Source organism: Psychromarinibacter halotolerans, assembly GCF_029168315.1.
GTDB classification, from domain to species: domain Bacteria; phylum Pseudomonadota; class Alphaproteobacteria; order Rhodobacterales; family Rhodobacteraceae; genus Psychromarinibacter; species Psychromarinibacter halotolerans.
In genome coordinates this window covers 525,343-544,314 of record NZ_JARGYD010000001.1, presented here as the reverse complement: position 1 = coordinate 544,314, position 18,972 = coordinate 525,343, and the positions used below count along the sequence as shown (strand labels likewise).

At 66.2% G+C, this 18,972-nt stretch carries 21 protein-coding genes and 1 tRNA gene; 5 read left to right on the top strand and 17 right to left on the bottom strand.

What is annotated here, in order from left to right; genetic code table 11:
• Nucleotides 1–17 precede the first annotated feature (17 nt).
• Nucleotides 18–94 (bottom strand) — tRNA-Arg (locus P1K30_RS02570).
• 116 nt (nt 95–210) lie between these two features.
• On the opposite strand from P1K30_RS02570, the gene P1K30_RS02565 reads away from it, so the two are divergent.
• Nucleotides 211–1,224 carry a methyltransferase gene (locus tag P1K30_RS02565; protein ID WP_275631102.1) on the top strand — a complete coding sequence of 338 codons (1,014 nt, stop codon included), beginning with the start codon at nt 211–213 and terminating at the stop codon, nt 1,222–1,224.
• Nucleotides 1,225–1,328: 104 nt separating this feature from the next.
• On the opposite strand, the gene P1K30_RS02560 is transcribed toward P1K30_RS02565, so the two are convergent.
• From P1K30_RS02560 to iscR, 9 genes are all read right to left on the bottom strand, one after another.
• Nucleotides 1,329–2,555, bottom strand: a complete 1,227-nt coding sequence (locus P1K30_RS02560; protein WP_275631101.1) for a cysteine desulfurase — start codon at nt 2,553–2,555, stop codon at nt 1,329–1,331.
• A complete protein-coding gene (locus tag P1K30_RS02555; RefSeq protein WP_275631100.1) occupies nt 2,548–3,147 on the bottom strand; it encodes a YIP1 family protein in 600 nt (199 codons plus the stop codon). The genes P1K30_RS02560 and P1K30_RS02555 overlap by 8 nt, the downstream gene beginning before the upstream one ends.
• Nucleotides 3,147–3,641 carry a YIP1 family protein gene (locus P1K30_RS02550; protein ID WP_275631099.1) on the bottom strand — a complete coding sequence of 165 codons (495 nt, stop codon included), beginning with the start codon at nt 3,639–3,641 and terminating at the stop codon, nt 3,147–3,149. Before P1K30_RS02550 ends, P1K30_RS02555 begins: the two co-directional genes overlap by 1 nt.
• Nucleotides 3,641–4,930, bottom strand: coding sequence for a Fe-S cluster assembly protein SufD (gene sufD, locus P1K30_RS02545; protein WP_275631098.1), 1,290 nt, complete (start codon nt 4,928–4,930; stop codon nt 3,641–3,643). Before sufD ends, P1K30_RS02550 begins: the two co-directional genes overlap by 1 nt.
• Complete coding sequence (gene sufC, locus P1K30_RS02540; protein WP_275631097.1) at nt 4,930–5,685, bottom strand: Fe-S cluster assembly ATPase SufC; 756 nt, start codon at nt 5,683–5,685, stop codon at nt 4,930–4,932. The genes sufD and sufC overlap by 1 nt, the downstream gene beginning before the upstream one ends.
• A 69-nt stretch (nt 5,686–5,754) precedes the next feature.
• Nucleotides 5,755–6,351, bottom strand: coding sequence for a hypothetical protein (locus P1K30_RS02535; RefSeq protein ID WP_275631096.1), 597 nt, complete (start codon nt 6,349–6,351; stop codon nt 5,755–5,757).
• A gap of 40 nt (nt 6,352–6,391) precedes the next feature.
• Nucleotides 6,392–7,924, bottom strand: coding sequence for a Fe-S cluster assembly protein SufB (gene sufB / locus P1K30_RS02530; protein WP_275631095.1), 1,533 nt, complete (start codon nt 7,922–7,924; stop codon nt 6,392–6,394).
• Nucleotides 7,925–7,943: 19 nt separating this feature from the next.
• A complete protein-coding gene (locus P1K30_RS02525) occupies nt 7,944–8,990 on the bottom strand; it encodes a cysteine desulfurase family protein (RefSeq protein ID WP_275631094.1) in 1,047 nt (348 codons plus the stop codon).
• A gap of 40 nt (nt 8,991–9,030) precedes the next feature.
• Nucleotides 9,031–9,492 carry a Fe-S cluster assembly transcriptional regulator IscR gene (iscR, locus tag P1K30_RS02520; protein WP_275631093.1) on the bottom strand — a complete coding sequence of 154 codons (462 nt, stop codon included), beginning with the start codon at nt 9,490–9,492 and terminating at the stop codon, nt 9,031–9,033.
• A gap of 166 nt (nt 9,493–9,658) precedes the next feature.
• Between iscR and P1K30_RS02515 the strand changes: the two genes are divergently transcribed.
• The 4 genes from P1K30_RS02515 (at nt 9,659) to phnX (ending at nt 13,059) form a co-directional block, all read left to right on the top strand.
• Complete coding sequence (locus P1K30_RS02515) at nt 9,659–10,312, top strand: alpha/beta hydrolase (protein ID WP_275631092.1); 654 nt, start codon at nt 9,659–9,661, stop codon at nt 10,310–10,312.
• Between the two features lie 84 nt (nt 10,313–10,396).
• Nucleotides 10,397–10,993 carry an HD domain-containing protein gene (locus P1K30_RS02510; protein ID WP_275631091.1) on the top strand — a complete coding sequence of 199 codons (597 nt, stop codon included), beginning with the start codon at nt 10,397–10,399 and terminating at the stop codon, nt 10,991–10,993.
• A gap of 99 nt (nt 10,994–11,092) precedes the next feature.
• Complete coding sequence (locus tag P1K30_RS02505) at nt 11,093–12,280, top strand: 2-aminoethylphosphonate--pyruvate transaminase (protein ID WP_275631090.1); 1,188 nt, start codon at nt 11,093–11,095, stop codon at nt 12,278–12,280.
• Complete coding sequence (gene phnX / locus P1K30_RS02500) at nt 12,277–13,059, top strand: phosphonoacetaldehyde hydrolase (RefSeq protein ID WP_275631089.1); 783 nt, start codon at nt 12,277–12,279, stop codon at nt 13,057–13,059. The genes P1K30_RS02505 and phnX overlap by 4 nt, the downstream gene beginning before the upstream one ends.
• Nucleotides 13,060–13,138: 79 nt before the next feature.
• On the opposite strand, the gene P1K30_RS02495 is transcribed toward phnX, so the two are convergent.
• The 7 genes from P1K30_RS02495 to P1K30_RS02465 form a co-directional block, all read right to left on the bottom strand.
• A complete protein-coding gene (locus P1K30_RS02495) occupies nt 13,139–13,861 on the bottom strand; it encodes a gamma-glutamyl-gamma-aminobutyrate hydrolase family protein (protein ID WP_275631088.1) in 723 nt (240 codons plus the stop codon).
• Nucleotides 13,858–14,859, bottom strand: a complete 1,002-nt coding sequence (locus P1K30_RS02490; RefSeq protein ID WP_275631087.1) for an amidoligase family protein — start codon at nt 14,857–14,859, stop codon at nt 13,858–13,860. The genes P1K30_RS02495 and P1K30_RS02490 overlap by 4 nt, the downstream gene beginning before the upstream one ends.
• 99 nt (nt 14,860–14,958) lie before the next feature.
• Complete coding sequence (gene lpxB / locus P1K30_RS02485; protein WP_275631086.1) at nt 14,959–16,122, bottom strand: lipid-A-disaccharide synthase; 1,164 nt, start codon at nt 16,120–16,122, stop codon at nt 14,959–14,961.
• Nucleotides 16,122–16,928, bottom strand: coding sequence for an LpxI family protein (locus tag P1K30_RS02480; protein WP_275631085.1), 807 nt, complete (start codon nt 16,926–16,928; stop codon nt 16,122–16,124). Before P1K30_RS02480 ends, lpxB begins: the two co-directional genes overlap by 1 nt.
• The gene (lpxA, locus tag P1K30_RS02475; protein WP_275631084.1) at nt 16,925–17,725 is read right to left on the bottom strand and encodes an acyl-ACP--UDP-N-acetylglucosamine O-acyltransferase; all 801 of its coding nucleotides are present in this window, start codon (nt 17,723–17,725) and stop codon (nt 16,925–16,927) included. Before lpxA ends, P1K30_RS02480 begins: the two co-directional genes overlap by 4 nt.
• Nucleotides 17,726–17,728: 3 nt before the next feature.
• Entirely contained in the window at nt 17,729–18,190 is a 462-nt protein-coding gene (gene fabZ / locus P1K30_RS02470; RefSeq protein ID WP_275631083.1) for a 3-hydroxyacyl-ACP dehydratase FabZ, read from the bottom strand.
• An 80-nt stretch (nt 18,191–18,270) separates the two neighbouring features.
• On the bottom strand, nt 18,271–18,972 hold the full coding sequence (locus P1K30_RS02465; protein WP_275631082.1) for an OmpH/Skp family outer membrane protein: 702 nt from the start codon (nt 18,970–18,972) through the stop codon (nt 18,271–18,273).

Genomic DNA, 18,972 nt, shown 5'->3' with positions numbered 1-18,972 from the left:
GACGAATGGAAAGAAAATGGCGCACCCGATAGGATTCGAACCTATGGCCTCTGCCTTCGGAGGGCAGCGCTCTATCCAGCTGAGCTACGGGTGCCTTGGATGCCCCTATATCGGGCAGTTGTGACCTGCGCAATGGGTATTGGGCCCCGAAACCTGTCATCCCGTGCCACGGGTTGTTAACGTCGTGGCGTCATAACACAGGAGACAGGCATGACCTTGGCCACCGAAGCCCATGAAATCTCTGATATTGCTTTCGGATTCATGGGATCGAAGGCGCTCTTCGCGGCCATCGAGTTCGGTTTTTTCGACACGCTCGCGGCAGGTCCGATGACCGCCGAAGAGCTGGGCGACAAGACCGGCATCCACCCCGAACGCACCCGCACCCTGCTGACGTCGCTTGCAGGGCTGGGGCTGGTCGGAGTGACCGATGGAAAATATGAAAACTCCCCCGCCGCCGCCGCCTTTCTGGTGAAAGGCCAGAAATACGACTTCAGCGACTATCTGGAGCTTCAGGTCGGCAAGCAAATGTACGCGCTGATGGACCAGCTTGTTCCGGCGCTGAAGGACGAGCTTCCCGAAGGGTCGACCGGATCCTACGCCGAATGGTTCTCTGACCCGGAAGAGGCGCGGGTGTATTCCGACAGCCAGCACGCGGGGTCGCTTGGCCCGGCGCGGGCGCTGACCAAGCGGCTGGACCTGTCGGGGGCCAAACGTATGCTGGACGTGGGCGGCGGCACCGGTGCCTTCTCGATCACCTTCTGCAAGGCGTTCCCCGAGCTGACCTCGACCATCGTCGATTTCCCGAACGTCGTCGCCGTGGGGCGCGAGAAGCTGGCCGAAGCCGGGATGACCGACCGGATCGACTATGTCGAAGCGGATGCGACCGGGTTCGACTGGCCGGGCGATCAGGACGTGGTGCTGATGTCCTACCTGCTGTCCGGCGTCCCGGCGGAAATGCACGCGCCGATGTTCGAGGCGGCGATGAAGGTGATGAAGCCCGGCGCGACGCTGCTGGTGCATGATTTCATCGTCGAGGCCGACCGCAGCGGACCGGCGCTGACCGCGCTGTGGCAACTGCAGCATACGGCGTTCACGCCCCACGCGGCCTCGCTGGACGCGGGAAGTCTTGCCGCGGCGCTGGAAAAGGCCGGGTTCGCCGATGTCTCGGTCGGGACGATGATCCCCGAGATGACCATGCTCGCAACGGCGAAGAAGCCCGCGTAAGCGGGACTGGAGTGGCAGAACTTTCTAGAAAGTTCTGCCTGCTCAATTTCTTCTAGAAGAAATTGCCGAACACGATCTTCCAGAAGGTCGTGTTCCGCTACGCCCTAGGCGAACAGGTCGTGGCACAGTTCCAGCGCATCGACCAGCACGTCGATCTCTTCGGTGGTGTTGTACACCCCCATCGACGCACGGCAGGTCGCCGTCACCCCAAGATGATCCATCAGCGGTCCGGCACAGTGGTGCCCGGCGCGCACCGCGACGCCCTTCTTGTCCAGCACGGTCGAGATGTCATGCGCATGCGCCGCCCCGTCCAGCGTGAACGAAAAGATCGCCGCCTTGTCAGCGGTCGTGCCCTGCAGGTTCAGCCAGTTCAGGCCGCCCAGCTTCTGCGCCGCATAGTCGCGCAGGTGCGCTTCGTGGGCGGCGATGTTCTGCATCCCCAGCCCCATCATGTAGTCCAGCGCAACGCCCAACCCGATCATCTGCACGATGCCCGGCGTTCCCGCCTCGAACTTCATCGGCGGGTCGGCATAGGTGACGACGTCCTTCGACACCTCGCGGATCATGTCGCCGCCGCCAAGGAAGGGGCGCATCTCGGCCAGCCGTTCCTTACGGACATAGATCGCGCCAGAGCCCGAAGGGCCGTACAGCTTGTGGCCGGTGATGGCGTAGAAATCGCAGCCGATGTCCTGCACGTCGACCGGCATGTGGACCGCCGCCTGAGACCCGTCGACCAGCACCGGAACGCCCTTGGCGTGCGCCGCCTCGACGATGGCCTTCACGTCGACCACGGTGCCCAGCACGTTCGACACATGGGTGATCGCGACCAGCTTGGTGTCGGGTCCGATCGCGTCGATCACCTTTTGCGTATCCAGCGCGCCGGTGGCGTCGGTGTCGACCCATTTCAGCGTGGCGCCATGACGTTCGCGCAGGAAATGCCACGGCACGATGTTCGCGTGATGCTCCATCACGGACAGCACGATCTCGCCGCCGCCCTCTTCCTTGATCTTCGGACCCAGCCACGAATAGGCGATCATGTTGATCCCCTCGGTGGTGCCCGAGTTCATCACGATCTCGTCTTCCGAGGCCGCGTTCAGGAATTTCGCGATGGTGCCGCGCACCGCCTCGTACTTCTCGGTCGCAAGGTTCGACAGGTAATGCAGGCCGCGATGGACGTTGGCGTATTCCTGCGAATAGGCCTGCGTGATCGCGTCGATCACCACCTGCGGCTTCTGAGCTGAGGCGCCGTTGTCGAGGTAAACCAGCGGCTTGCCGTTCACCTCGCGCGACAGGATCGGAAAGTCGGCGCGGACGGTCTGGACATCAAACATCGAAAGAAGCTCCGGGCACGGCAAAGCCGAGCAGCGTCAGGATCAGGGACAGGGCGAAGATGATCGACAGCAGCGACACGATGATCATCGCGAACACAAGGCCAAGCGACCGGAACCCGTGCATCTCGGCCACGAAATTCGACAGCAGCCAGAAGAACAGCACGAAGCCGGCGATGCCGATCAGGCCCGCGATGGGCGGCATGACCATCAGGAACAGCGTTTGAACAACCTGAAGGCACAACAGGCAGAACTGAAGCCATGCCACCAGCAGGATCGCATCCTGCAAGCGGCCCTGCCCGCCCATCGCGCGGCCGATCACCTGAACAGCGAACACCGCCGCCACCAGAACGGTCAGTTGCAACAGCCCGGTGGTCCACGGGTTCAGCACCAGCTCGCCCATCACGAAGGCCTGCGCCCGCGCGATGTAGACGATACTGACATGCGCCGCGATCACGCTGAGCACGACGACCAGCAGCAGGACCTCCCACCGGTGGCGCAGCGGCATGTCGAAGGACATCACCCAGCGCGCAACGTCGCGCGGCCTGGCGATGCTGGACCACACCTGGCCCAGCAGGGTTTTCAAGTCAGGCATCATGCGGTCTCGGCTGTCCGTTCCGTTTCCCAAAGGCTCACCCCCCAGAACAGCAGAAACACCGCAAGCGCAAGCCCGCCGGTCAGGCTAAGGGCGGGTCCCGGCCCAATGAAGCCCGCGACCAGCCCGGTCAGCAGCCACAGCGGCACCGCCGCAAGCAGCGACCAGAACAGCGCAAGCCGGGCGCTGTACCACGTGCCCTGCCCGCCCACGATCTTCGCGACCAGGTGCGTCAGCGCGGCCAGCGCGTACAGTCCCAGCGGTGCAAGGAACATCCACGCCATCAGCGCACCGCCCAGCAGCGCCTGCAACGGCACTTCTGGGTCAAGGTACGCCTCGCGCGACAGGCGCGGCCATTGCGACACGAAGATCAGCGCGCAGGCCAGCATGAGGTAGAACAGCGCGCGGTCTTCGCGCTGCCCCGCCGCCATGTGCCGACGCACCACCGTCCGGGGACGGCGGTACATCGCGACGATGTCCGTCGTCAGAGCCATCAGCCCTTGCGCCGCCGCTCCAGCCAAGCCGACAGGCGGACAAGCACGTCCTCGGCGATGGCCTTGTTGTCGATCTCTTCGATCGCCTCGGCGAGGAACGCCAGCACCATGAGGTCCTGCGCCTGCGGTTCCGGGATCCCGCGCGAGCGCAGGTAGAACAGCGCCGTCTCGTCGATCGCGCCCGAGGTCGACCCGTGCGAACACTGGACGTCGTCGGCGTAGATCTCAAGTTCCGGCTTGGCGAGGAAGTTGCTGTCGTCGTCCAGCAGCAGCGACTGGCTGATCTGATAGCCGTCGGTCTTCTGGGCGTCGGGCTGGACCAGGATCTTGCCCTGGAACACGCCGGTCGCGCCGTTGCGCAGCACCTTCTTGAACACCTGCCGCGACTCGCAGTTCTGCGCGTCGTGGGTGATGAACACGGTGTCGTCGTGGTGGAAGTCACCATCGCCAAGGCAGGCACCCGCGACATGCGCGATCGCATCGTCGCCGGTCAGCTCGATCACGCACTCGTTGCGGGTCATGATCCCGTTCGAGGTCATGGTGAACGACTTGAACGTGCTTTCCACACCCAGCCGGGCAAAGATATGCGTGACAGCCTGACGCTCGTGGTCGCGGCCCTGCGCGCGGACGTGGTGGAACGCGGCGCCGTCGGCGACCTCGACTTCCATCACCTTGTTGAACCGCGCGGCGGCGGGACCGTTTTCCAGCACGGTAAGTTCCGCGCCGGGCTCGACCTTGATGCAGTGGTGCAGCATCGCGTCCGAGGTCTCGTTCTGGTGCAGGTACACCAGCGACACCGGCAGCTTCGCCTTGCCCGTCACGCGGATCAGCACGCCATCGGTCGCGAAGGCGGTGTTCAGCGCGGCAAGCGGGCGTTCGACCGGCGACTGGCCACGGGTTTCCAGCACGCCATAGACGTCCTTGGCCCAGTGGATGTCGGTCTGGCCCGCATCCGCGAGACGGTCGATCTCGACCCCGGCCAGCGACGGATCGTCGGATTGTGCGGCATCGAACACACCGTCGACGAACACCAACCGCACGCGGTCGATTTCGCTGAAGATCGGCGTCTCGTCATTCGCGAAGATCGCCGCCGGCTTCGGCTCGGCTGCGGTCAGCAGATCGGGGCGGGTGTATTTCCAATACTCGTCGCGGCGGGTCGGCAGGCCCATCGCCTGCACCCGCGACAGCGCATCCTCGCGCGCGGCGGTGACCCAGCCAGCGCCTTCGGGCAGGCTCAGCGCGGACAGCCGCGCGTCGGTCGCGTCCTGTTTGACTTGCGGCAGCGCCATTACGCCACCTCGTTCAGGATGTCGGCATAGCCATTCTTCTCGACCTCAAGCGCAAGGTCCTTGTCGCCGGTCTTGATGATGCGACCGTCGGCCATGATGTGCACGACGTCGGGCACGATGTGGTCCAGCAGACGCTGGTAGTGGGTGATCACCAGGAACGAGCGCCCGGCGTCGCGCAGCGCGTTCACGCCGTCCGCCACCAGCTTCATGGCGTCGACGTCCAGCCCCGAGTCCGTTTCGTCCAGCACGCACATCTTCGGTTCCAGAACCGCCATCTGCAGGATCTCGTTGCGCTTTTTCTCGCCGCCCGAGAAGCCCATGTTCACGGGGCGCTTCAGCATGTCGCCGTCGATCTTCAGCGTCTTCGCCTTCTCGCGGATCATCTTCAGGAAGTCTGCGGCGCTCATTTCCTCTTCGCCACGCGCCTTGCGCTGGGCGTTCAGGGCGGTGCGCAGGAAGGTCATGTTACCGACGCCGGGGATCTCGACCGGGTACTGGAACGCAAGGAACAGGCCCGCGGCGGCGCGCTCTTCGGGCTCCATGTCCAGCAGTTCCTCGTCCAGAAGCGTGGCGCTGCCTTCGGTCACTTCATAGCCGTCACGGCCCGACAGGACATAGGACAGGGTCGACTTGCCGGATCCGTTCGGGCCCATGATCGCGTGGACCTCGCCCGCGCCGACTTTCAGGTCGACGCCTTTCAGGATCTGCTTGTCCTCTTCCTCAAGTTTGACGTGCAGGTTTTTGATTTCCAGCATTTTTCTTCCTCGTATCGTTCGTGTGCGACGCGGCAGCGCTCTGCCCGTCGCCGGTTTCCGTCCAGCCGCCTAAAGCGGCCTGTTGAATATCTTCAGCACCGCCGCAAGGTCGCGCGGCGGCAGGGTCCAGGGCGCCGCTTCGAACACGGCCATCCGGCCATGCATCGCGACCGGCCTGATCCAGCGTTCCACCGCATGATAGCGGGTGCGCTCGGCATAGTCGTCGAACAGCACCGTCACCGCTTTCAGCGTGCGCATCATCACCGTCAACAAGCAGGCCGCGCGAAAGCGTCCGTCGATCAGCACCAGATCCGGCTGCCTGAAATCGTCGCGATCCCAGACGCTTACCGGGTACTGGTTATAACTGCGCCACCCCGCGTCGCCCGAAGGCATGCCCCATTTCTCGGTCTTGCCGATGTCCACCCGGTGCAGGGTCACCTGACCCTTGGGCGGGTTCTGGGCGAACCACGCGTCCATCGCGTCGGCCCAGTCAAGATCGTTCTCGACCGACAGCACCGTCTTTCCCAGTTCTCCCGCAAGCACTGTCGAGCCACCGCTGCCGTATTCGAGGATGACGCCCGCCGCGCTGTAATGCGCGCGCAGGCAGTCGGCCTCGGCCTCGGGCAGCGTCAGCACGGGACGCGCGCCTGCGGCTGGGGCGCTCATGTGCGCGCCCCGAACCGAAAGTGCCGACGGCACAGCGGCATCAGCCGACAGAGCCTTCCAGCGAGATCGCCACCAGCTGCTGTGCTTCCATCGCGAATTCCATCGGAAGCGCCTGAAGCACGTCCTTGCAGAACCCGTTGACGACAAGCGCGACGGCCTCTTCCTCGTCCATGCCGCGCTGACGGCAGTAGAACAGCTGATCGTCGTCCACCTTGGACGTCGTCGCCTCGTGTTCCACACGGGACGAGTTGTTGCGGACCTCGATATACGGAACCGTGTGGGCGCCGCATTCGCTGCCGATCAGAAGGCTGTCGCACTGCGTGTAGTTCCGCGCGTTCTTCGCCTTCGGGTGCACCGAGACCTGGCCACGATAGGTGTTCTGCGCCTTGCCGGCGCTGATGCCCTTCGACACGATCCGGCTGCGGGTGTCTTTCCCGAGATGGATCATCTTGGTGCCGGTGTCGGCCTGCTGGTAGTTGTTGGTGATCGCGATCGAGTAGAACTCGCCCTGCGATTCATCGCCCCGCAGGATGCACGACGGGTATTTCCACGTCACCGCAGAGCCGGTTTCGACCTGCGTCCACATCACCTTGGACCGGTCGCCGCGACAATCCGCGCGCTTGGTCACGAAGTTGTAGATGCCGCCCTTGCCTTCCTCGTCGCCGGGGAACCAGTTCTGCACCGTCGAATACTTGATCTCGGCGTCTTCCAGCGCGACCAGTTCCACCACGGCGGCGTGCAGCTGCGTGGTGTCGCGCTGCGGCGCGGTACAGCCTTCAAGGTAGGACACGTAGCTGCCCTTGTCCGCGATGATCAGCGTCCGCTCGAACTGGCCGGTGTTCTCGGCGTTGATGCGGAAGTAGGTCGACAGTTCCATCGGGCAGCGGACGCCCGGCGGCACGTAGACGAACGACCCGTCCGAGAAGACGGCGCTGTTGAGCGTGGCGAAGTAGTTGTCCGAAATCGGCACGACCGATCCAAGGTACTTGCGCACCAGTTCCGGGTGTTCGCGGATCGCTTCCGAGATCGAGCAGAAGATGACGCCGGCCTTCTTCAGCTCTGCCTGGAAGGTGGTGCCGACGGACACGCTGTCGAACACGGCATCGACTGCGACCTTGCGGTCGGACCGACCCTCGGCCGGCGCGTTCTCGGCGCCTTCGACTCCGGCAAGGATCATCTGCTCTTTCAGCGGGATGCCCAGTTTCTCGTAGGTTTCCAGAAGCTTGGGGTCCACCTCGTCCAGCGACTTCGGCTTTTCCTGCATGCTCTTGGGTTTGGCGTAGTAATACTGGTTCTGATAGTCGATCCGGGGATACTCGATCATCGCCCAGTCGGGCTCTTCCTTCTCGAGCCACCGCTGGTAGGCCTGCAGCCGCCAGTCGGTCATCCACTCCGGTTCGCCGTTCTTCTCCGAGATCAAGCGCACGATGCTTTCGTCGATGCCCTTGGGGGCATAGTCCATCTCGATCTCGGTTTCCCAGCCGTACTTGTACTTGCCGGCCATCGACTGAACGGCATCCACCGTTTCCTGGTCGACGCCTTCCTTGACCTGTGCGTCCAAGCTCTCTGCCATGTCCTGGCCTTTCCTTCTATCAGGCCGCGCGCTGCCGGAACTTCCGGTACTGCGCGGTCCAGGCGTCGATGAAACGCCCGATTTCCTCTTCGGTGGTGTCCGGCCCGAGTGATACCCGGATCGCCGAGGACGCCACCGCGTCGTCGTATCCCATCGCGGTCAGCACCCGGCTGGCGCGGACCTTGCCGCTGGAACAGGCCGAGCCCGCCGAGATGGCGAAGCCGGCAAGGTCCATCTGCATGACCTGCGTTTCGCCCTTCCAGCCGGGAACCGCGAAGCACGCGGTATTCGGCAGCCGGGATGAATCTTTTCCGGGTAAGATAACCTCTGGTGCGGCGGCCACAATGCCACTTTCTAGAATATTTCTAAATTTCTCGACCCGGTCCCATGTCCCAGCGTCAAGATCGCGCATCGCGGCCTCTGCGGCGGCGGCGAACCCGGCGATTCCGATCACGTTTTCGGTCCCCGACCGGCGGCCCATCTCTTGTCCGCCGCCCCGGATCCGCGCCGCAAGGTCGGTGCCACGCTTGAGGATCAGCGCGCCGATCCCCTTGGGCCCGCCCAGCTTGTGCGCCGAGGCCAGCGCCATCGTGCAGCCCATCCAGTTGAAAGCCAGCGGCACCTTGCCCCACGATTGCGTCGCGTCGCAGACGGCCAATCCCTCGGGCAGGGTCTGGATCACGCCGGTTTCGGAATTGGCGTTCTGCAACGTGGAGTGTTCGGGGTCCGGTACGGTCACGGTTCCATCCGGCGCGACCGCCAGATCGGTTTCGACCCACGCCGCGACCGCGTCATGCTCGATCTCGGCGCCGTGCAGGCCCCTGCCCTCCAGCGCAAGCGCCGCGCCTTCGGTCGAGCCCGAAGTAAACACGATGTCCGCGCCGTCCGCCCCGAAGGCCGTGGCGATGGTCCCGCGCGCTTTCTCGATCAGCGCCTTGGCCCGACGCCCCTCGGCATGGACAGAGGACGGGTTGCCGGACACGTCCATCGCGTCGATCATCGCCTGCCGCGCTTCGGGGCGCAGCGGGGCGGTGGCGTTCCAGTCAAGATAGACGCGTGGGGGCACAGGCGGGTCCGTTTCCAGTTCGTAAGGTCGGGGTCGGGCGTCAGTCCTCGTCCACCACGGCGAACAGCGTGGGGACTGCGGGACAGGGGGCCAGCTCGTTCTCGATCACGTCCGACAGGCGGGTCTGGTGCAGGAACACGTAGACATGGGCCGACAGCCCTTCCCACAGGCGGTTCGTCAAAGATTGCGCGCGGCTGCCGGACGATCCGCCCGACGCGCCCGCGCCGGTGTGCATGGCGCTGACGGTCTCGTCCACGGCGCCCAGAACTTCGGACACCCGGATCTCGGCCGGGGGCCGCGCCAGCCGATAGCCGCCGCCAGGCCCGCGCACGGATTCCACCAGACCGGCGCGCCGCAACTTGACGAAGAGTTGTTCGAGGTACGGAAGCGAAATGTTCTGCCGCTTCGACAGTTCGCCCAGCGACGACAGCGATTCGGCGGGTTGCAGGGCAAGGTCCGCCAGCGCGACCATTGCGTAACGCCCCTTCGTGGACAGTTTCATGGCCCGTACAGCCCCCTTATTCCATTGACCTCTAGCGACACGATCATTAACTGCATTCTGACCCGAAGCGGCGCCGTGCCGCAACAAGTTTTAGAAGTGTTCTAAGTTGCCTGACTAAATTCGTCAAGAATTAGCGCGGCATGATACGAGGAGCAGAAGGAGGCAAATGCCCGAGGTAATCTTTCCCGGCCCGGAGGGGCGTCTTGAGGGGCGGTATCATCCCCAGAAGACCAAGGACTCTCCGATTGCCATCATCCTCCACCCGCACCCGCAGTTCGGCGGGACGATGAACAACCGCGTCGTCTACAACCTGCATTATGCGTTCCACAACATGGGCTTCACGGTTCTGCGGTTCAATTTCCGCGGCGTGGGACGCAGCCAGGGCGAATACGATCAGGGCATGGGCGAGTTGTCCGATGCCGCGTCGGCGCTCGACTACCTTCAGTCGATGAACCAGAACGCCAAGCATTGCTGGGTGGCAGGGTTCTCGTTCGGTGCGTGGATCGGGATGCAGCTGCTGATGCGGCGCCCCGAGATCACCGGCTTCGTGTCGGTCTCGCCGCCCGCGAACATGTACGATTTCTCGTTCCTCGCCCCCTGCCCGTCCTCGGGCCTGATCATCAACGGCACCGCCGACCGCGTGGCGCCGCCGCGTGACACGCACACGCTGGTGGACAAGCTGCACGAGCAGAAGGGCATCACGATCACCCACACCGAGGTCGAGGGCGCAGGCCACTTCTTCGAAGATCCTCACATGGAACAGATGATCGGCGAGGTCGACGGCTATGTCCGCCGCCGCCTGACCGAAAGCACGCGCTAACGCATCAGCCGCGCGTCGTATCCGGACAGACCCGCCCAAGTGGCGGGTCTTTTCTTTTCCGGCGCCGACCGCCTAGATGCGGCCATGACCGCATCTGAATTCACATCCCGCCTCGACGCACAGGTCGCTTTCCTGAAGGAAGCCGACCGGCTGAAATCCATCCTTCGTGCCACACCGTTGATCGATGGCTCGCGCAAAGAAAACTCGGCCGAACATTCCTGGCACGTGATGTTGTACGCGCTCGTGCTGGCCGATCAGGCCGGGCCCGAGGTGCGGATCGACCGCGTGATCCGGATGCTGCTGCTGCATGACATCGTCGAGATCGACGCAGGCGATCACCCGATCCACGGCAATGTCGATCATGCCGCACAAGAAGCGGCAGAAGCCGCCGCCGCCGACCGTTTGTTCGGCCTGCTGCCCGACGACCAGCGCGACGGCTTCCGCGCCCTGTGGGACGAGTTCGAGGCCGCCGAGACGCCGGACGCCGTTTTCGCCAAGGCCATCGACCGGTTCCAAAGCCCGGTGACCAACCTTGCGGGCAACGGCCTTGGCTGGCGCGGCTACGACGTGACACTGGAAAAGCTCGACGCCCGCGTCGGTCGCCCGATCTCGCGCGGTGCGCCCGGCCTGTGGGCGTGGCTGCGGCCGAAACTGGCGGCCTTCCTCGGCCAGCCCGGCTGACCGCCGCCCCCAACCGCCGTCGCTCTGCATCCCGGTTTCCGCCTCGACAGACCATCTTGTCTAGTTGTATAGGTCAGGCAACAGCCGGAACGATCGAGGATGCAGATGCCGACATTCGAGCCCCCCCGCCTTGGAGAGCCCTATCTTCTGACGCCCGGCCCGCTGACCACGTCCTACGAGGTCAAGGAAGCGATGCTGCGCGACTGGGGCAGCTGGGATGGCGATTTCCGCGCCATGACGGCAGAGCTGCGGGCGCGGCTGGTGGCGATGCTGGGCGAAGGGTCTGACGCCTTCACCTGCGTCCCGATGCAGGGCTCGGGGTCGTTCTCGGTCGAGGCGATGCTGGGCACGCTGGTTCCGAAACACGGCAAGGCGCTGGTGCTGGCGAACGGCGCCTATGGCCAGCGTGCGGCGGACAGCCTGCGCTATGCGGTGCGCGCGGTCGAGGTGTTGGACAAGGGTGATTACCTGCCCCCGCGCGGCCCCGAGATCGCGGCGATCCTTGCCGCCGACCCCGCCATCACCCATGTCGTCGCGATCCACTGCGAAACATCGTCCGGCATCCTGAACCCGATCCCCGAAATCGCGCAGGCGGTCGAGGCGGCGGGGCGCGCGTTGCTGATCGACTCGATGTCGGCCTTCGGCGCCATTCCGCTGCCCCCGACACAGATCCGCTATCAGGCGATCGTGTCCTCGGCCAACAAGTGCATCGAGGGCGTGCCCGGCTTCGGCTTCGTGCTGGTCCGCACCGATGCCCTGGAGGCCGCGAAGGGCAACGCCCACTCGCTGGCGCTGGATCTTTATGCGCAATGGGCGACGATGGAGAAGACCGGCCAGTGGCGCTATACGCCGCCGACCCACGCGGTCGCGGCCTTCCTGACCGCGCTGCATGCGCACGAGGCCGAGGGCGGCGTGCCGGCGCGCGGCGCCCGCTATGCCGCGAACCGCGACACGCTGGTGGCGGGGATGCGCGGGCTGGGGTTCGAGACGCTGCTGGAAGACCGCTGGCTGTCGCCCATCATCACGACCTTCTTCTGCCCCGCCGACCCGGCCTTTGCCTTCCAACCGTTCTACGACGGCATGAAGGCGCGCGGCTTCATCATCTATCCCGGCAAGCTGACGGAGGTGGACAGCTTCCGGCTAGGCCACATCGGGCGGATGGACTCCGCCGTGATGGCCCGCGTGGTGCAGGCCGTGGCCGAGACGCTGGCCGACATGGGCGTCACCGACGCGACGCCGCCGGCGGCGGCACTGGAAGAACGCAACAAGCAGGCAGAGGCGGCATGAGCATGTTCAAGGCAGTGGTATTCGACTGGGCGGGCACGATGGTCGATTTCGGATCCTTCGCGCCGATGGGCGTGTTCGTGAAGGCCTTCGAACAGTTCGGCATTCCGGTCACAATCGATCAGGCGCGCGGGCCGATGGGCTCGGCCAAGTGGGACCACATCCGCGCGATGATGGACCTGCCCGAGATCGCCGCCGCATGGGAAGCGAAACACGGCGCGGCCCCGACCGATGCCGACGTCGACCGCGTCTACGAGGTGTTCGTGCCGATGAACGAAGAGGTCGCCGCCGACTACGCCGACCTTGTCCCCGGTGCACTGGACACGGTCGCGTTCCTGCGCGGGCGCGGCATGAAGATCGGCTCGACCACCGGCTACACCCGCTCGATCATGGAACGCGTCCTGCCGGTCGCGGCGGCGCAGGGCTACAGCCCCGACAACCTTGTGTGTTCCGACGACCTGTCCGAAGGCCGCCCCGGTCCGCTGGGCATGTACAAATGCTTCGTCGATCTCGGCGTCTACCCGCCCGAAGCGGTGATCAAGGTCGACGATACCGCCCCCGGCATCGCCGAGGGCCGCGCGGCGGGCTGCGTGACCGTGGGGCTTGCGCTGTCGGGCAACTTCGTGGGCAAGACCCCGGACGAACTGGCGCACTGCACCGAGGCCGAGCTGGACGCCTACCGCGCGGGCGCGTCCGAGGTCCTGCGCGCCGCTGGCGCCGACCACATGATCGACACGGTCGCCGACCTCCCCGCCCTGATCGAGCGGCTGGAGCGCGGCTGACCGCCTCTTTGGTCCACAAATATCCCCGCCGGAGGCATCAGCCCGAAGGGCTGATTTCCTTGTCGGCCCACAGGGCCGTTCACCCGCTGACAGGCATACCCCGGTCCACCGCCTCTACCTGCCCGCGCGTTTCGCGATAGGCGCCAGCGGCGTGGACCAGCGCCCGGAAAATCGCGCGCTGGCGTTTGCGGTAGAACAGGTGCTCGGGGTGCCACTGCACCCCCACCGCGAAGGGGTCGCGCACCCGCTCGATCGCCTGAACCATGCCGCCCTCGTCGCGCGCCGCGATCTCCAGCCCGTGGCCAAGCCGCGCCACCGATTGCGAATGCAGCGCGTTGACGTGCATCGTGGCCTTTCCCGCGATCCCCGCCAGCCGCGTGCCCGGCACCACCGTCACGCGGCGGCGCGGCAGGATGGTCTTGTAGCGGCGCGAAGTCTCGTAGACGGAAAACGCGTCCTGATGCAGATCGCCCCCCAGCGCGACGTTCAGCATCTGGCTGCCCCGGCAGATCCCCAGCACGGGGATGTTCCGCTCGAACGCTGCACAGCACAGATCGTGTTCCAGCGTGTCCCGTGCCGGATCGAGACGGGCGGCAGCCTGCAAGCGGCCGCCGTAGAAATCAGGCGAGATATCGTCGCCGCCGCCGATGACGATACCGTGGACCTTCTCCAGGTCCGGTTCCTGCCGCACGCCCCAGCGCACCGCCCGCCCGCCCGCAAGAAACACGTTCAGCGCCACCAGCGGAAAGATCCGCCAGCCCGACCGCTGCGACGTCGTCACGCCGATGACCGGGCGGCTCATGCGTCGCCCCCGATCAGCCCCGCGTCGCGCAGGTGGCCGTCCACCGTGTCGGCCCATCCGCCACGCACCCGGTTGCGCAGCCAGCCCCGCCCGCGCCAGTCCGCGCGCAACGCATCCAGAAGATCGGGCATCCGCGCCACCCGCTCGACCAGCGCCCAGCGGTTCCATTCATAGGCCACGGTCCAGTCGGGGTCACCCAGCCGGCAGTCCGGCAGGCGATAGTGATAGGTGGGCCGCGCCGAGACGCTGGAATCCGACCCATGCCGCGCTACGAAGCGCGGCTCGTCCAGAAAGCGGATCGCCGGGTACAGGTCCAGCCCGTGGTTCCGGCTGTGAACGTGGTCAAGGTAGATCTCCATGAACCCGGACAGGCCCGGCAGCGGCCCGTCCTCGGCCAGCGCGTCCAGCAGCGCGGGCCGATAGCGGTCGGTGAACGGCAGCACGCGGCGGCTCATGTCCAGCGGGTCGGTCTGGCGGAACCATTCCTCAAGGAAGGCATAGGCGGTGCCGGTGGCGGGCAGGTCCGCGCCGCCCTCGTCGGCCAGTTCCGGGTTCAGGTGCAGGCCGAAGCCCAGCAGCATCCCGCCGCGCGTGCCGATCGCGCCCGCCTGATGCAGCGCCTGCATCAGCGTTTCAAGACGCGGCAGCTGGTCCTGCGTCAGGGGCGCGGTGACCAGTTCCACCGGCACCACGGCGCGGCTGGCGTCCAGCCCGGCCCGCGCCCACTGTCCGGACACCTTCTTGCGCAACGCGGTATCAAGGTAGATTTCCAGATCGCCCAGCTCCGAGCCCTTCACCACGAAGGACTGCGGCGCGGGTTCTTCCAGTGTGCCGCCAAGTTCTTGCTGTGCCAGTTCCGCCGCCGCGCGTTCGGTCAGTCCGCCGAATTCGATCTCGACGCCGGTCTTGCGGTCGGTTCCGCCACGCCCGTCCCATCCGGGCAACGGGTCGAAACGATCACGGGCGAAGCGGGGTCTGTCGAGAGCGGCGGTGTTCATGCGCCATCAGATATGCCGCGCCGCGCGTCGGGCAAGCACGTCGGTCAAGCTCGGGGGGGGCAAGCACGGCGGTCAAGCAGGGCGGGCAAGCGCGGGGGTTCAGCCCAGCCCGTCCAGAACGGAGCGTGCGGCCCGCAGGCCCGGAGGTTCCGCCCCGCGCCCCAGCGCCTGCATCGACGCCGCCATCGCCGCATGCTGCTCGGCCAGCGCGTCCGGGGACGACAGCAGATGATGCAGCGCATCGGCAATCGGCGCCGGGCGGCAGTCGGGGCCGAGGAACTCGGGCACCGTGCGGGTCCCCGCGACGAGGTTCACCAAGGTCACCGTGTCCAGCTTCACCATGCGGCTGGCGATCTGCCATGTGAGCCAGTTCATGTCATAGGCCACGACCATCGGCGTATCCGCGGCGGCCAGTTCCAGCGACACCGTGCCCGAGGCGGCCAGCGCAAGGTCGGCGGCACGGAAGGCGGCGCGCTTGCGGGCGGTGGCAAGGTCGCCGCGCAACCCGCGCGGGTCCAGAACCACCGGATCGCCCGGCCAGCTTTTTACCAGCTCCAGCACGTCGCCCGCGACATGATCGGCGGCGGGCACCACGATCCGCAGGCCGGGGTGACGCTTCACCAAAGGGCGCATCGCCTCGCCAAACACCGGCGCAAGGCGTCCGACCTCGCCCCGGCGGGAGCCGGGAAGAACCAGCAGCGTGCGCGCGTCGCCCAGCCCGGCCTCGGCCCGGAACGCCGCGACTTCGGCGTCGGTCGCCACGGGTTCGGCGGCCACCGGATGCCCGACGAAATCGCAGCGCAGGCCGACGTCCTCGAAGTACGGCGGCTCGAACGGCAGCAGCGCCAGCAGTTGGTCGAGATAGCGCGCCATCTTCGCCGCCCGCCCCGCGCGCCACGCCCAGACCGTGGGTGCGACATAGTGGACGCAGCGGATGTCGCTGCGCTCTTTCACCTGCGATGCCACGCGCAACGAGAAATCGGGCGCGTCGATGGTCAGCAGCACGTCGGGCTTGGTGTCCAGCACCCAGTCGACCGTCTGGGTCAGACGGCGCTTCAGGTGGCGGTACTTCGGCAGCACCTCGGCGATGCCCATGACCGACAGTTCGTCCATCGGAAAGCGCGACGTCAGCCCCTCGGCGATCATGTTCGGTCCGCCGATGCCATCGAAGGTCACGTCGGGCGACAGCTGTTTCAGGCCCTGCATCACCGCGCCGCCAAGACGGTCGCCCGAGGGCTCTCCGGCAAGGACGAACACGCGCATCAGAACTCCTTCGCCAGCAGGAACAACCCGCGCGAGGCGCAGGCTTCGGTCACGACAGCACGATCCAGAAGCAGCACGCGGCCCGCCGCGATCACGATGCCCGACAGGCCCGCAGCGGCGGCGGCCTCGACCGTGGCGGGACCGACGGCGGGCATGTCGACGCGCAGGTCCTGCCCCGGCTTCGGCGCCTTCACCAGCACGCCGCCGCCCCGCCGCAGCTTGGGCGGTGTGCGGGCGACGAAATCCAGCATCGCGTCGGTGCCCTGCACCGTCTCGATCCCAAGGCACAGGCCGCCGTCCACCACCGCGCCCTGCCCGACATCCTCGGGCCCCAGCGCGGTCAGGATGCCCACGGCGCGGTCGATGTCGGCAAGATCCTTGGCCGACGGCTTCTTCCCGGCAAGCCGTCCGGCAGGCGTCGTCAACTCGGGCAGAAGCTCATAGGCGCCGCGCACGGCAAAGCCAGCCTCTTCGAACACCGCCACCACGGTGCGCAGGATCTGGTCGTCGCCGCCCTGCATCGCCTTCAGGAAGCGCGGCGCCAGCATCATCGTCTTGGTGTCGAAGCGCGCCGGGTTCAGCACCGGCCGCGCCACGCCGCCCGCCATCACCACATCGGTGACACCGGCGGCGCGCAGTTTGCGGAACAGGTCGCCGAATTTCTCATAGGTCGCGTCCGCCGTCTCGACGCCGTCGGGCGGTGTCACCCCGGCGCCGTTGATCGCGACGAACAGAGCCTCGGGATGGGCCGCCGCGATCTTCAGCGGCAGCGACCCGCCGCCCGCGATGATCGCGAGACGGCTCATTTCTTCGGGGTCAGGAAGTGCCGGTCGCTGTCGGTAAGGATGAATTCCGCGACCTCGCGCACATAGGCGCTTTCGGTCTCTTCCATCAGCTTGGCGGCGCGCTCTTGGAAGCTGCCCTCGCCCTCGCCCAGATCCTTGTAGGCGGCCCGCAGCGCACCGATCTCGGCCCGGTCCACGCCCTTGCGGCGCAGGCCGACAAGGTTCAGGCCGCGCAGTTCCCCGGCTTCGGCATCGACCATGCCGTAGGGGATCACGTCCTTGGCGACCTTGGTCACCCCGCCGATGATCGCCCCCTTGCCGATGCGGACCCACTGGTGCACGCCCGAGATGCCGCCGATGATCACGTCGTCGCCGATGGTGGCGTGGCCTGCGATGCCCGACTGGTTGACCACGATCACCCGGCTGCCGATGCGCACGTCGTGCGCGACGTGGACGCCCGCCATGAACAGGCAGTCATCGCCGACGCTGGTCAGCCCGCCGCCGTGCGCGGTGCCGGGGTTCATCGTCACGTGCTCGCGGATCGTGTTGCGCGCGCCGATCACAAGGCGCGTGTCCTCGCCGGCGAACTTCAGATCCTGCGGGATGTCCCCGATGGAACAGAACGGAAAGACCTCGGTCTTCTCGCCGATCTCGGTGTCGCCGGTGATGACGTTGTGGCTTTTGACCCGGACGCCAGCGTGAAGCTTTACCTTCGGCCCGATGACCGAAAAGGCGCCGATCTCGACCTCCGGCCCGATCACGGCGCCGTCTTCGATGATGGCGCTGGGATGGATGCGCGCGGTGGCGTCGATGCTCATGGCTCAGGCTCCGGGCGTCAGGTCGACCATCGCGGCGAATTCGGCCTCGGCCGCTTTCTGCCCGTCCACCTCGGCGACGCCATGGAACTTCAGGACCTTGCCGCCGGTGCGCAGGCCGGTGATGTGCAGCTTCAGCTGATCACCCGGCACCACCTTGCGGCGGAACTTCGCCTTGTCGACGCTCATCAGGTAGATCAGCAGGTTCGTATCGGTGATGTCGTTCGCCACGCCGATCATGATGCCGGCAGTCTGAGCCATTGCTTCGATGATGGTCACGCCCGGCATGATCGGGGTTCCGGGGAAATGGCCCTGAAAATGCGGCTCGTTGAAGGTGACGTTCTTGATGCCCGTCGCCGAGTTGGTGCCGTCAATGTCGACCACCCGGTCCACCAGAAGGAACGGGTAACGGTGCGGCAGGATCCGCTGGATCATATCCGTGTCGGCAGTCTTAAGGGCATCGGTCATGGACGCCGTCCTTCTTCAGTTCCCAAGGCCCGCGTGCTCTATCAAGCAACCCGGGGTTAAACAAGATTGCGCGCGCGGGATCAGTCCGCGTCCGCCGGACCGGCGTCGCCGGGCGTTTCCACCGCGTCCGGGGCCGTTGGCGCGGGATCGGGCGGGCTAAGCAGGTCGGCCGGGCGTTCCACCGGCGGGGCGGGCAGCGGTTCGGTCAGGTTGCCGTCCGCGTCCAGCAGCACGTCGTCGATGCGGGTGATGGCGTCCTCGGTGATGTCGACCGTTTCTGCCGACAACAGCACCGTGCGGCGGTCGAGGATCATCAACGCGCCGCGTTCGCGGGCCAGTTCGGCAAGGATCGGGGTGATCCGGCGCAGGAACAGCTGCCGTTCCTCATCGCGCATCGTCTGAAGATCGCGTTCCTTGCCATCCTGTTCGGCCCGGATCCGCTGAACCTTTTCGTCGAACGCATCCGCAAGCGGGCGGAACTCGTCGGGCGGCATCGTCTCGCGCCGTTCCGTCAGCTCCAGCTCCTCGGCGGACAGTTCCGCCTCGATCTGCCGGTTCTCGGCCGCCAGTTCGGACGCCCGCGTCTCGATCTCGTCGATGATGCGCGCGGCGGCGCGCGACTCGCCGTACAGGCGTTCCTGATCGAGGGTGAGGATGGGAAAGCCGACCAGTGGCGGCTGGTTGTCCTGCGCCGCCGCCGGAGCACCGGCGGCGACAAGGACTGTCATCAGAAGACCCGCAACAAGCCGGTACAGACGCCCGGCGCGATGGAACCGCGCCAT